The following is a 12,956-nucleotide window of genomic DNA, read 5'->3' on the forward strand; positions in this document are numbered from 1 at the left end:
TTTTAACAGAAAACTACTCGGTTTTTACTTTCTCGTTGTATTGACGAACGATATCAAACTTGCTGTCATCTGATTCTACATAACCTTCGTGTGTGTAGATTTCTTTGATGATTTCGTGACCTTGTGGATCTTTACCGATGTCGATAAATGCTTGTTTAATTTTTGCTGTCCAATCTGCATTCATGTCTGTACGTACTGCGATTGTATCGTTAGGAATCGGTTCAGTGAACGCGAGTACACGAGTATCTTCAAATACAGTCGGGTAGTCTTTTGCTACAGTGTTACGAGCATCTTGGAAAATCGCTGCGGCATCAACGTCACCGTTCAGTACTGCCAATACGCCTTGGTCATGACCTTTAACCGTGATTGGCTGTACATCTTTCAAAGGATCAAGACCTCTGTCGAGCAACAATGCTGCCGGCCATACATAACCAGCGGAAGAAGTTACGTTTTGGTAGGCGATTTTTTTGCCTTTCAGGTCTTCAACGGATTGGATCGGTGAATCTTTCTTCACAATAATCATGGATTTATACGAATCTGCCAGTTGCTCAGTAGGAGCGCCAGTCTCATCATTTACACCAAAACGTTGTGCCTGAAGGATAACTTCAGCTGCGCCTTTTTCTTTGGCAAGTACATAAGCCGTCGGAGGCAGGAAACCTACGTCCACTTTATTGGAAGCCATTGCTTCAATAATTGTGTTGTAGTCTGTGGATACGCTGACCTTCACCGGGATACCCAATTTGTCACCCAGCAGTTTCTCGAGCGGTTTTGCTTTGGCTTCGAGTGTATCTGCATTTTGTGATGGAACGAATTGTACAGTCAGCTCAGTCGGCACGTAACCTTCAGCGGCTTTATCTGTCTCTGCCGTGTCGGTACTGGATGAACTAGAGCTCGTATCAGCCCCGTTAGCCGAACCTGTTGTACTACTGTTAGACCCACATGCACTTAGAAACAGAACCAAAATCAACAATGGTAAAAATAAAGCAGACTTCTTCAAGCGAACACCCTCCAAAGGATTTCTATTTTTCATTACTTGTCTACTATAGTCTTCGAATATTTGCGCGATGTGAAACGAAATTTGGAGTTTTGTAAAGTTTCCTGTCAGGCTGTCAGAGCGGCTTTGATCTGTTAGAATAGCCTCATTACAGTTGATGATACTAGTAGAATCAGTGAATTCCTTTGTACTCCGGCTGTGATTTGATATGTTTAAACTTATATATTTAGAGGAGATTGTAAAATGACATCCATAACAACTACGTCAAGCTTCGACATCATGGTAACAAGTGACCTGCATGGGGCCATTCGACCCATACATTACAATACCAATGCCTATCGTCCAGCCGGACTTGCTTTGCTCGCTTCGCTGATCCGGCGTGAACGGGAGCGTTCACCCGAACTGCTGCTCGTGGATAACGGCGATCTGTTGCAGGGTTCTCCTTTGGCCTCCTATGCTGCGTCCTTCATTTCAGATCATGAAGTGCATCCCTTCATTAATGTTCTGAATGAACTGGGCTATGATGCTGCCGTGATGGGCAACCATGAATTCAATTACGGTCAGCATTTGCTGCGTAAAGCAGTTGAAGACTCCCACTTCTCTTGGCTGTCCGCCAATATTGTAGTGGAACATCAGGACGACACCATCATGAACCATTTAAATGAAGGGAAGCATGACGAAGAAATACGGCCCGTTTCACCCTCAGGTACAGGCATACCCGCCTTCGGTCCTCCTTATCTGATCAAAACCTTGGCTTCAGGCGTCAAAATCGCTTTGCTGGGTGCAACGACCCACTATATCCCGAACTGGGAGCATCCGAAGAATATAGAAGGATTACATTTCCTTGACGCTTTGGAGACCATTCGCGCATGGGTTGGCTATATTCGTGAACATGAACAACCGGATGTGCTTGTTGTCAGTTATCATGGTGGTTTTGAGAGTGATCTGGAGACAGGCGAACCTGCCGAGCGGTTAACCGGGGAAAATCAAGCGTACGCCATCTGCCGTGATATTGATGGAATTGACGTTCTGCTCACCGGGCATCAACACCGTCAGCTTACCGCAGACATTCATGGAGTGACTGTAATCCAGCCTGGATTTAGTGGGAACGGTGTGGGTCATGTATCCGTCCAGTTGGAGCAATTAGCGAATGGTAAGTGGTGGATTGCAGGCAAACAGGCTCGCTTGTTGCTTTTGGATGAAAATAGTGACGTTCAGCCTGATGCGGCTGTTATGAAACTGACAGACGAGCTTGAAGCAAAAGCACAGGCATGGCTGGACCAGCCGATTGGCGAGGTAGCGGGAGACTTGTCCATCGCAGATCCTGCCGCACTGCGGCTCGCGGCACATCCCTTCATTGCTTTTGTACATCAGGTGCAGATGGAAGCGACGGGGGCTCAAATCTCCAATACCGCATTACTCAGCGAAGAAGCCCGTGGTTTCGGCTCCCTCATTACCGTTCGGGATGTGTTGTCCAATTTTATCTATCCCAACACACTGACGGTGCTGGAGCTTCGTGGTCAGGACATTCGGGATGCGTTGGAGCAAACGGCGCGTTACTTTGAAGTGGAGGCTTCGGGCGAAGTTATCGTCAATCCCGCTTACATGCAGCCGAAACCACAGCATTATAATTACGACATGTGGGCAGGCATTGAATATGAGCTGGATATCTCCAAACCTGCGGGAAGTCGTGTGGTGAAGCTGGAACGTGAGGGCATACCTGTAGCAATGGACGCGACGTATTCTGTAGTGATGAACAGTTATCGCGCAGCAGGTGGCGGTGATTATGCAATGTATCCTGGCAAAAAGGTACTTCACGAAGGCGCCACGGATATGGCGGCACTGGTGGAGGATTATATTCGCAGGCATCAACCACTGACCGTGGAGCAGGCGAATAACTGGCGGGTTGTTGAATAGTGCTTAGTAATTTCTCTCATTGAAAAGGGTAAATATGATTTCCTTAGAATAGTAAAATTAATTTTCTTCATCATTCCCCTCCTAAATTATGTATGATTATAGTTAATCTATAGAAATGAAAAGAGCAGAACCCGTATCACAGGTTCTGCTCTTTCTACTACAATGAAACCAATGCCCCGCGCTCATCCGCCGAACGCATCTCAGCTTCAATTAACTCAAGCGTGCCCGTTGCGCTCTCCGGTGTACATACAGATACAGGTGCACCTGCTTGAACAGACTGGATAAAATATTTGAGCTGGTGATAGTATCCCGAGTCGGGTGACAGCTCGGCAACGAAGCCGGGAGCATTATTCGGATTTACTTTCAGTTCACCATTCTCAAAGACCAGATTCCCCTGCTCCAAATTAACGCGATACGTCATCGAGAAGCCATAGTCTCCCCCAGTGTCCAGTCGGCTTGGGCATTCAGCACTTTTCCGTCAGGGTATACATAGTTGGTGGACACCGTATCATAACCACTTCCCGGAATGACGTTGCGAGCCAGCGTAGATACGTGATCCGGTTTACCAAACAGCCAGTGAATAATATCCGCATCATGGATGTGCATATCTAATATGCAGCCACCGCTTTTCTCCCCATCCAGGAACCACTCCTGAGGCAAACCTGAACCCCGGAAGAAATAACCTGCGTTTACCGATCCGTAACGACCATCTTCTACAACAGATTTCAGGTAGCTATAGGCTGGCCAGAAGCGTAAACATTGACCAATCATCAGTGTTTTTCCGGTCGCTTTAGCGGTCTCTGCCATCTTCCAGCCTTCCGCCGAATGACGTGCAACCGGCTTCTCGCACAGGACATGCATGCCTTTCTCCAACAAGGAACACGTTAGTTCAGCATGTAATGGCGTAGGCAGTGTAATATCAATGATATCCAGCTCCTCTTGCTCCAGCATTGCGTCGATGTTGTCGTACAAACGATAAGGTGTGAGATCATATACCTCTTGCTCTGTCGCCATATTGCCGGCTGCTTTACCGTTCTTCAGTTCCTCAATTCTCAGATCACAGATGGCTACCAATTCCACGGGCTCCCCTTCGGAAGCAAGGCGCACATAGTTATCAAAATGCATACGTCCCATAAATCCAAAACCGATCAATCCCACTTTTAACATGTTTCTACCTCCCAAATAAAAGTTGTATTTGCATAAACAGTGTTAGCTGTATCTTCTATTCCTGAGAACGTCCAAGAATGGCATCCATTGCTTTGGATGTGTTGAATATGATCTGCTTCGAATGATGAGTGTATGGCGGAATCATCTCGGCCGTCACATAGTTGTCGTAACCAATAGCCTGCAATGCCTCCATCACCGCCGGATAATTCACATCTCCAGCCAGCAGGTCCACAAATCCGTGAAGTCCACCCGCTTGACGACGATAATCCTTGAAGTGCACCTTCTTGATCCGATGACCGAGAATGCGAACCCACTGCTCCGGGTAACCGTTCTGTACCACATTGCCCACATCAAAATACGAACCTATATAATTGGAGTTAAAAGAATCAATAAAGGTACGCAGCTCTAACGGCGACACCAGAAATTTGTTCCATACGTTCTCAATGCCAATCGATACGCCGGCACGTTCCGCATATGGCAGCAAATGCGCTATAGCTTCTTGGGCCCGTTCGTAGGCTACTTCATAATCTGTTACTTCGCTGTCTGGAATAAAATCCACACCTACAGCACCCGGAATGACCAGAATGGTATCCACACCAAAGGCGGAGGCAAGCTCCAGCTGTTTTTTACATACATCCAATGCTTTCGTGCGAATCTCCGGACGGGCACTCGTCATCGGGTAATCCCAGTACAATCCGGTTGCAAGTCCCGCAATCTCAAGTCCGGCTTCTTCGAGGCGCCCCTGAATATCACGAACCTCCTGATCCGTGGCAGACAGACTCAACTCTCCTTCTCCATTAAGCGAAAGTTCAATTCCCTCAAAGCCAGCTTGCTTCGCCGTCTGAATACAATCCGCAATAGAGGCATCTCCTGGAAACGACCATATATTAATCCCTTTTTTCATCCGAATACCCTCCTTCAAAATTTAAAAACCTGTTCTTCAGCAATGCATAACTATCCCAATCGAAAATATCCAAATCGGGCAGGTAAATGAAAGTTTACAGCGCCCGTAGGCTGCCATGCCTGATACTCCCGTTCTCCTTGCACATTCTCGTCAATTCGGTAAACGTTGACCCTCCAGCATACCCCTTTGGTTAGGGGGGACTTGAAGTTACTGGCGGGAATATGAATCAAATACACCCGATTGCCCTGGCGGTCCACTTCTACAGCCGTTTGCAAACCTTCCAGCTGCCAGGTTACATCGGCTTTCAATTCGGAACCGGCGCCGTTATTGTGGATGAGTGCATCAAACACCACGTTGTGCGGACTGACCTCCAGTTCGATATAGTTCCTGCCATCCCCTTGTTCATCAATGAACAGTTCAACTACATCCTGTTCGTACAGCGGCTGATCCCTTTCCGTGAAATCAGATACGACGTGATCATCCTGGCATACAAAGCGAATATGCAAATATTCCGGGCTCCATCCAAAACGGACTTCCGTGGATTGATGCGGTGGTCTGCCTGTTACGGTGTCGACCAGTTTCAATGGAACACATCGCTCCCAATCCTCAGCCGAGGGGAATCCACTCTGTGCAACGTACCTGAGTGGTTCGCAGCAATAACTCGTGCTCCGTTCCATAGGGAGAGAGCGCATCGTTATCCTCTCCTTTTTAGCTTAATCCGTGATGTTGTCTCTCTCGTAAGAACATGTGATAATACACATATTATAAATAACTTACGTGATCATTTATTTAGGAGATAAAGAGATTATTTGCACAATTCCGTTCAGTTTTAACTAGATATATTTTTGTCCAATCTCATAGAGAAAGGGATGGGATTTCATGTCTCTCCAACAAGTGATATATCCTCTGCAACGAACCGCCCATTACAAGGAATGGTCTCCCAACGTGCATTACGCTCAGTTTCAGAGCCTTCCTCCCGGCAAGCTGGCCAAGCGGCGTCTATATGATTTTGAACTTCTGTACGTCTCTCAAGGTGAAGCCGCAACTTATATGAACGATAAACATCATATTTTGAAGGCAGGTCAGCTCATCATGCTACCTGCCGGGTCTATCACCAGAATGAAGTGGTCTCCAGCCCGGAAGCACGTTTTATTGGCATTCATTTTGATTTTTTCAACGAATTGACCATTCAGACCGAGGCAGACATGGTTGTGAACGAGGAGACGGTTCAGCATCATAAATTCGGAGTGGAAGCTTGCGCAGAAGGCATGACGCCGCTATCTAACAACCCGGTGTATACCCCTTCTCCAGCTGCCGTACAGCTTATGGAGCAATTGGTTCATGAATTTACGATGCGCCAACCGGGATATGAACTGGTATGTAAAGCCTTGATGCTACAACTATTGACCCACCTGCTACGTTCATCCTGGCGAAGTTCGCCACGCCATGATTCGGTGCACGGAGATAAGCTTCTGGAACTCATGAAACGCATAGAGGGCGCCCCATCCGACCCGTGGACCAATTCGAGCATCGCCAAACAATTAAATCTGAGTGTGGATCACATGGCCAAATTGTTCAAACAGATGGCGGGCATACCGCCCAACGAATATATTCAATCCATCCGCCTGAGCGAGGCACGCAAACTATTGCGGGAAACGGATCATTCCATTGAGGCTGTGGGTGTACAAAGCGGTTACCCGGACATTCACTATTTCAGCCGCATGTTCCGCAAATATGAGGGCATTTCACCACGGGAATACCGGAAATTGTCCAGAATGCTATAAAAAGAGCAGCCTGCCAACCGGCAGGCTGCTCATGCTTTTTGAACTAATGTTTCCCATTAGTTAAATGATGCAATAATCAAAAACCATATCCAGTCCTCGTAAGCAATCATTAGCGTAATTCCCATGTGTTTAATGGGCTTGCACTATTGCTGGCAATCATACCAGAACTACTGCTTGACGAGGTTAAACAATGAATCACTATCGACCTCTCTACCGAGAGGGAGCCGAATGAACTCAAGACTATATGGGTTTTGGACTACACCAAAAAAAATGTCACAAAACGACTACTTGAGATTGTTATATAGACGAAAAGCAAAGGAGGTGATCGCTTGGAAGAAGCGAGACCTAGTACCGCAGCTACAGAGGAAATAGAGATTGCTGTTGCATTGGTGAAGGCAGGAAATCATGAAGCTTATACCTCTATCATTCACAGATTTGAAAAGCCCATGTACATCTATTGCTATCATTTGCTCAAAAATAGGGAAGAAGCTCAAGATGCCGTTCAAGAGATTTTTATCAAGGCTTATCAGGATATTCACCGGTACCAGCCTACTGTTTCCTTCTCAGCATGGTTGTACAAGCTTGCCTATCATCACAGCCTCAACCTACTAAAGAAACAGCATCGAAGGTTAAGAATTATGGCACACTTCAAGCAACAGGAGGAAACCCAGGAGCACATTCCAGAGCAGAAATCGGCTATAACTGAGCTGCTGACCTATCTCACTCCGGAGGAAAGACACATTCTTCTGCTGAAAGCAGTGGAGCAATACAATTTTGAAGAGATTGCCCAAATCATGGACGGTAAACCAGCAACCGTGCGAAAAAAATATCAACGCTTGCGCCAGAAGCTCATGGAACAAGCCACCAAACAACGAAGGGTAGGTGGATTATTTGCGCAATCAAACGAATGACAAGCAAATGGAGCATATTGAAGGCATAATCCGAGAAACCGAGACGCCACAGTTTAGTCTTAGTACACAAATTATGAATCGAATAGGAGAGAATTCCATGAATAAGACTACCAAACGAGGAAATATGCTTAAGAAAACATTGATCGCCGGCACTACTGCAGCAGCACTTGGACTAGGGATCATCAGTACTGGCTTTATCTCACCGGTAATGGCAGATGCGCTGGGCCAAATCCCTATGATCGGTAGTCTATTCCATAATAACGTGGATAACGGACTGAAGTCTGCTGCAGAGAATGGCCTTATTACCAAGCTTGACATAAGCGACGTCCATGAAGGCGTAACGTTGAGAGTTTCAGAGGTTTACCACGATGGAAGCAGCCTGTCGATTGCCCTTGAACGCGAAGGAGTAACCACGACAGAGGATCGGTTAATTGGCCCCTCGGAAAATAGGGAAAAAGGCCTGCTCGTGACAGAAGAGCTTATTGTCCTGGTTAACGGCGAACAAGTCCTACCAAGTAGCATAATGCCATTGATCAAATCCGATCATACTGTACAAAAGAATGCAGCGTTGCTGGAACTATCAACCGATAACGACGCGCTGCCGCTCCCGGATCAATTTGAATTAACTCTCCAGGTTAAACTGGCAGGGATCGATGATATTTATGAATTCCAAGTGCCTGTGAGCAAGGCAGTAGCACAATAACTTAGTACACAGCCCCTTCCGCTGAACAAACAGCAGAGGGGATTTTATTGCACGAATTGATTTATACTTAAACCTAGCAAATGCAACATAAAAAATTCTACTGATTTCAGCATCAATCGAATTGCCAAAAGCTATTCTATTCTATTTTGCCATTGGAAGACTGGCGGAATATGCAGCGGTACGGAACGATCATTTTGACAGCCACTTCATATGGATGATCCAAATAATCGAGCAGCAGTTTAACCGCGAACATGCCCATCTCCAGCTTAGGCACATGGATTGTGGATAACGGCGGAGAGGTGAATTCGGATATTTCAATGTTATCCACACCAAAAAAGGCGATGTCCTCCGGGATGCGGAGTCCCTGTTCGGTTGCAGCCCGCATGGCCGCAATCGCCATCATGTCACTGGCTGCAAATATGGCTGTAGGTCTGTTCGCATTGTTGGTAAATGCCTGCTTGGTGAATTCGTAGCTTAGCGAAACATCCCATTTCACATCAATTACCCAGTCATTATCAATAGTCAACCCTGCGTCAGTCATTGCACGCCGATAACCAAGAAAACGTTTTTCCTCCAAAAAATCATTCTTGAATTCTGCCCCGCCAATATAGGCAATGATCCGATGGCCTTGGGCAATCAGATGATTCGTCGCCTCTCTGGCCGCCTCTTCCCGATCATAACCGACAACCGGAATGTTCGGGTCCGTGATATCTACACCCACAACAGTCCGCACATTGGCCTTGAGCCAGCGATAAGCTTCCGGATCAATTCGTTCTACGACAATCATACCGTCAATCCGGTGTTCCTTCACCAGAGACTGCAGCTGCACGATATCCCCGTCATTCTCAATGCTATATACAAATTCCAGCCGCATGCCCGCTTCGGCAAGCTGCTTCTCAATGCCTTCCATAATGACTGAAAAATAAGGACTGTTGTATTTGTTCTGCGGAATGGCGACCACACAACCAATGGCATAAGCCGTTTTAGGTTCAATCTTCTTTTTCTTGGCGGGACGCTGTGAGCGATAACCCAACTCCTCGGCCGTATCCCAGATCTTTTTGCGGGTTTCATCGCTGACCGATCGATTGACATCGTTCTTCATCACACGTGAAACGGTAGAGATCGATACACCAACGCGGTCTGCAATATCCTTCAATTTTGCCATGTGAAGTCCCCACCTTTCCTTTACCTATGTATTTTAACCCCATTCATATTGGGGCAATTTTATCTCAGCTAACACAAATTTGCGGCAAATATAATTCTATATTTCTACTGGGCAGAAGTCAATGAAATGGTGCACAGACGCAGCCTTTTATAAAAATAAGCGACAGTCAGGGAGCTTACTATCCCCCATAACTGCCGCAATTCTAATCCTTTTAAGAAAACGCATGAACGTATGGAACTCTTCCGCCTCTTTATCTGCTTATTGCATCTTGGAGGCCAAATCCTTCAGCGCTGCGTTCAGGTCACCATCCCCGGCAAGTGGAAGTTTGAGTGATTGCTCACCATACGTCCAGACCAGATCGGTTTTCTTGGTTGTAAAGGGAGATACAATACCATACTGCTGTGCATCCAGGAAGATTTTATTATCTTCGCCTACAGTAGCAATATAGGCATCCGCTGCGGCCTTGTTAGCCGGAATGGAGTATCCCTGCTTCGCCAGTTCAGTCTGTCCTTCCGGACCCGCAAGCCAAGCGAGCAGCTTGTAGGCCGCCTCTTCATGCTTGGTGTTAGAGCTGATTGCAAGACCTGCTGGCTGAACAACGGTCTGGTTGGTTTTGAATTTTGGCAGATAGGAGATACCGTAATCCACGCCAGCCTCTTGGTAGTTGGTTGTATTCCAGCTGCCACCCGGATTCATCGCTACTTTGGATGTAGTGATCGCAAGATTCACCTGTCCACCTAAACCTTCAATCTGTGCAGGTGTGGTGTTAATCTTTTTGTTTTTGGTCATATCGATAAAATAGTTCAGCACTTCCATCGCATCAGGTGTCTCAAGCGCAAGGGAACCATCGTCATTCACCAGCTTCGCTCCGTTGGACCACAGCTCTGGCTCCAGGAACCAATCCATCGTTGATCCTGGTGAAATGGACAAGCCCCACTGCACAATGTTACCGGCATCAAAACCCGCTTCGTCTGCGCTTTTCCCGTTCTTATCCAGCGTCAGCTTGGTTGCAATATCGGTAATTTCATCCCATGTTGGTTCAAGCGATGGAACCGGGGCCTTATGAGGATTGGTTGCTTCGTTCTCAAAGATCGCTTTGTTGTAATACCATACGATAACGTTGGCATCGATCGGCAAGGATACTTGTTTGCCCTGATATTGGTGAAGTCCCAGCAGACTTTTGTCCACATTGTTCAGATCAAACTGATTTTCCGCCAGTAAGCCGTCCAATTCCTTAAAAATGCCTAGCTCGGCGTATTTCTCTACGTATGCATAACTCGTTTTGAAAACGTCCGGAAGAGTGCCCCCAGCTGCATTGGCTGTCAGTCCATCCCAGTAACTGCCCCAATCCTTGCCTTCTAACTTGACCTTAATATCGGTATTCGCCTTCATGAACTGATCCAGCAGTTCCTGTGTACGATGAAGCTCTTCAGCAGTTCCCCATTGGGAGTACGTAATCGTTACAGGCTCGTTCTGGCTGCTGCCAGAATCCGTGGAGTCGGCGTTTTCGGAAGATCCCCCGTTTCCACATCCACTGATCACCACCATCGTTGCAAGCACAAGTGCCCATACATTGAATAGCCGTTTACTCTTCGCTCTCATATACACAGCTCCCCTTTAAGTCATATCAATAAGTCCTGTTCACCTGAAAACCGGAAAGCAGGCAGCCATTTTACCCTTTGGTGCCCGTAAGCACCACCCCCTCGACGATATAACGTTGTGCAAACAGATACAGCAGACCAATAGGCACAATACTGATGAATGCCCCGGCAGCAAGTGCCGGCAGATCCTGACTCGTCTGACCAATCAGCAGCTGCAAGCCCACACTCAGCGTGAACATCTCTGGGTTTTTGATATACAGGAACGGCCCCAGAAAATCGAGCCAGGAATTCACAAAGGCAAAAATAATAGTCGTCATAATAATCGGTTTGGACAGCGGCATAATGACGCGTGCATATACCGTCCAGCGATTGCCGCCGTCGAGATAGGTAGCCTCGTCCAGCTCCTGGGGAATGGTCATGAAAAACTGACGGAACAGGAAGATATAATAGGCGCCTCCGAGCCAGGCTGGCACAATGAGCGGCAACCAGGTGTCGATCCAGTTCAGCTTGGAAAAAAGGACATATGAGGGAATCATCATAATGGATGGAGGAATCATCAAAGTAACCAGCACCACTGGGAACAGAATATTCCGATACTTGGTTGCAAAGCGGGAAAAACCGTAAGCGACAAGTGAGCTCGAAACTACCGCGCCTGCCGCCACAAAAAAGGAAATGATAAATGAGTTCTGAATCCACTGCCACATCATCGGCTGTACAGCAAATAACCGTTCAAAGGCTTCCAGACTGAATGTATCCGGCAAAATGGTTGGAGGGACCTTGTAGGTTTCCGCTTTGGTTTTCAGCATGGTCGAGAGCATCCATACCAGAGGCCCTGCGAACAGCATTAATGCTGCGATCAGCATGGTATATTGGGACGCTTTTACCGCTATTTTTCGGCTGTTCATGTAACTCTCCTCCTATCGTTCTCCCTCGTAATACACTAAGCGGTTCGATACTTTCATCAGGATCAGGGTGACTAGCGAGATCACAGCGAACAAGAAAATCGATTGCGTCATCGCCATGCTGAATTTCAGATCGGTAAAGGCCGATTTATAAATGTTGTAGACAAACGTATAGGCGGAGTAGTTCGGACCACCCTTGGATAGCAGCAGTGCTTCCGTAAACATCTGAAAGTTATACATCGTCTGAATAATGATGACAAACAGGATAGAAGGACTGATCATCGGCAGCGTAATTTGGAAAAATCGGCGAATCCCGCTTGCCCCGTCAATTGCAGCAGCTTCGTACAAATGTCTGGGTACATTTTTCAGTGCAGCCAGGAAGATGAGTACCCCACTGCCGGAGATCCAGACCTGAAGCATGATGATGACCGGCTTGATCGTATGTTCGCCGCCAATCCAGTCCACTTTGCCTATACCGAGCGCACCAAGTCCGGCATTCAGGATGCCAAATTCGGAATTGAATACCAGCCGCCAGATAATAACCGTTGCCACGATGGGCACCAGGGTCGGTAAATAGAAGAAGGTGCGGAATAAGGCAATACCTTTGACATTAAAATTAAGCAGCATCGCCAGACCGAGCATACCCGCCGTAACGATCGGAACACCGAATACAACGAAAAACATCGTGTTCATCAAGCTTTTCAAAAAGATAGGATCGTCCATCATGTGTGTAAAATTATCAACGCCGACAAAGTTGAAATTGGTTGCTCCCGGAAGCCTTGCATCGGTAAAGGCGTAGAAAACCGAGGTTCCGAAAGGAAACAGGAAAAAGGTAATAAATCCGATGATCCAAGGCAAAATGAAGAGAAAAAACAGCAGTGTGTCATATTTTCTCAACCTGTTCATGA

Annotated in this window: 14 protein-coding genes; 5 read left to right on the forward strand and 9 right to left on the reverse strand. The window is 46.9% G+C overall.

From position 1 onward, the window contains the following. Nucleotides 1-13: 13 nt before the first annotated feature. Nucleotides 14-964 carry a phosphate/phosphite/phosphonate ABC transporter substrate-binding protein gene (locus tag ACTWJ7_RS30200; protein WP_443146440.1) on the reverse strand — a complete coding sequence of 317 codons (951 nt, stop codon included), beginning with the start codon at nucleotides 962-964 and terminating at the stop codon, nucleotides 14-16. Nucleotides 965-1,237: 273 nt separating this feature from the next. Here ACTWJ7_RS30200 and ACTWJ7_RS30205 point away from each other — a divergent pair, with 273 nt between their 5' ends. Then, entirely contained in the window at nucleotides 1,238-2,911 is a 1,674-nt protein-coding gene (locus tag ACTWJ7_RS30205; RefSeq protein WP_301880712.1) for a bifunctional metallophosphatase/5'-nucleotidase, read from the forward strand. A 157-nt stretch (nucleotides 2,912-3,068) separates the two neighbouring features. Here the strand turns inward: ACTWJ7_RS30205 and ACTWJ7_RS30210 are convergent, their stop codons facing one another. Genes ACTWJ7_RS30210 through ACTWJ7_RS30225 form a run of 4 tightly spaced genes read right to left on the reverse strand, consistent with a single transcriptional unit; the run spans nucleotide 3,069 to nucleotide 5,674 of the window. Next, a complete protein-coding gene (locus tag ACTWJ7_RS30210) occupies nucleotides 3,069-3,332 on the reverse strand; it encodes a hypothetical protein (protein WP_443146171.1) in 264 nt (87 codons plus the stop codon). After that, on the reverse strand, nucleotides 3,329-4,078 hold the full coding sequence (locus ACTWJ7_RS30215) for a Gfo/Idh/MocA family protein (RefSeq protein WP_443146172.1): 750 nt from the start codon (nucleotides 4,076-4,078) through the stop codon (nucleotides 3,329-3,331). The genes ACTWJ7_RS30210 and ACTWJ7_RS30215 overlap by 4 nt, the downstream gene beginning before the upstream one ends. A 55-nt stretch (nucleotides 4,079-4,133) precedes the next feature. Further along, entirely contained in the window at nucleotides 4,134-4,982 is an 849-nt protein-coding gene (locus ACTWJ7_RS30220) for a sugar phosphate isomerase/epimerase family protein (RefSeq protein ID WP_053784037.1), read from the reverse strand. 50 nt (nucleotides 4,983-5,032) lie between these two features. Next, nucleotides 5,033-5,674 (reverse strand): carbohydrate-binding family 9-like protein, encoded by a 642-nt coding sequence (locus ACTWJ7_RS30225; protein ID WP_301880713.1) that lies wholly within the window; start codon nucleotides 5,672-5,674, stop codon nucleotides 5,033-5,035. Nucleotides 5,675-5,861: 187 nt separating this feature from the next. Here ACTWJ7_RS30225 and ACTWJ7_RS30230 point away from each other — a divergent pair, with 187 nt between their 5' ends. From ACTWJ7_RS30230 to ACTWJ7_RS30245, 4 genes are all read left to right on the forward strand, one after another. Continuing rightward, nucleotides 5,862-6,167 carry a hypothetical protein gene (locus ACTWJ7_RS30230; protein WP_443146173.1) on the forward strand — a complete coding sequence of 102 codons (306 nt, stop codon included), beginning with the start codon at nucleotides 5,862-5,864 and terminating at the stop codon, nucleotides 6,165-6,167. Further along, the gene (locus tag ACTWJ7_RS30235; protein WP_443146174.1) at nucleotides 6,107-6,766 is read left to right on the forward strand and encodes a helix-turn-helix transcriptional regulator; all 660 of its coding nucleotides are present in this window, start codon (nucleotides 6,107-6,109) and stop codon (nucleotides 6,764-6,766) included. Before ACTWJ7_RS30230 ends, ACTWJ7_RS30235 begins: the two co-directional genes overlap by 61 nt. Before the next feature lie 329 nt (nucleotides 6,767-7,095). Continuing rightward, on the forward strand, nucleotides 7,096-7,677 hold the full coding sequence (locus ACTWJ7_RS30240; RefSeq protein ID WP_079349920.1) for an RNA polymerase sigma factor: 582 nt from the start codon (nucleotides 7,096-7,098) through the stop codon (nucleotides 7,675-7,677). 97 nt (nucleotides 7,678-7,774) lie between these two features. Further along, a complete protein-coding gene (locus ACTWJ7_RS30245) occupies nucleotides 7,775-8,380 on the forward strand; it encodes a DUF4179 domain-containing protein (protein ID WP_301880714.1) in 606 nt (201 codons plus the stop codon). A 136-nt stretch (nucleotides 8,381-8,516) separates the two neighbouring features. Here the strand turns inward: ACTWJ7_RS30245 and ACTWJ7_RS30250 are convergent, their stop codons facing one another. The 4 genes from ACTWJ7_RS30250 to ACTWJ7_RS30265 form a co-directional block, all read right to left on the reverse strand. Then, nucleotides 8,517-9,545, reverse strand: coding sequence for a LacI family DNA-binding transcriptional regulator (locus ACTWJ7_RS30250; protein WP_301880715.1), 1,029 nt, complete (start codon nucleotides 9,543-9,545; stop codon nucleotides 8,517-8,519). 258 nt (nucleotides 9,546-9,803) lie between these two features. Continuing rightward, nucleotides 9,804-11,147, reverse strand: coding sequence for an ABC transporter substrate-binding protein (locus tag ACTWJ7_RS30255; protein ID WP_301880716.1), 1,344 nt, complete (start codon nucleotides 11,145-11,147; stop codon nucleotides 9,804-9,806). A gap of 70 nt (nucleotides 11,148-11,217) precedes the next feature. Further along, nucleotides 11,218-12,051, reverse strand: coding sequence for a carbohydrate ABC transporter permease (locus ACTWJ7_RS30260; RefSeq protein WP_285077710.1), 834 nt, complete (start codon nucleotides 12,049-12,051; stop codon nucleotides 11,218-11,220). 12 nt (nucleotides 12,052-12,063) lie between these two features. Beyond that, nucleotides 12,064-12,954 carry a carbohydrate ABC transporter permease gene (locus tag ACTWJ7_RS30265; protein WP_079349924.1) on the reverse strand — a complete coding sequence of 297 codons (891 nt, stop codon included), beginning with the start codon at nucleotides 12,952-12,954 and terminating at the stop codon, nucleotides 12,064-12,066. Nucleotides 12,955-12,956 lie beyond the last annotated feature (2 nt).

This window comes from Paenibacillus sp. 1A_MP2, from assembly GCF_052244825.1.
GTDB lineage: Bacteria > Bacillota > Bacilli > Paenibacillales > Paenibacillaceae > Paenibacillus > Paenibacillus vandeheii.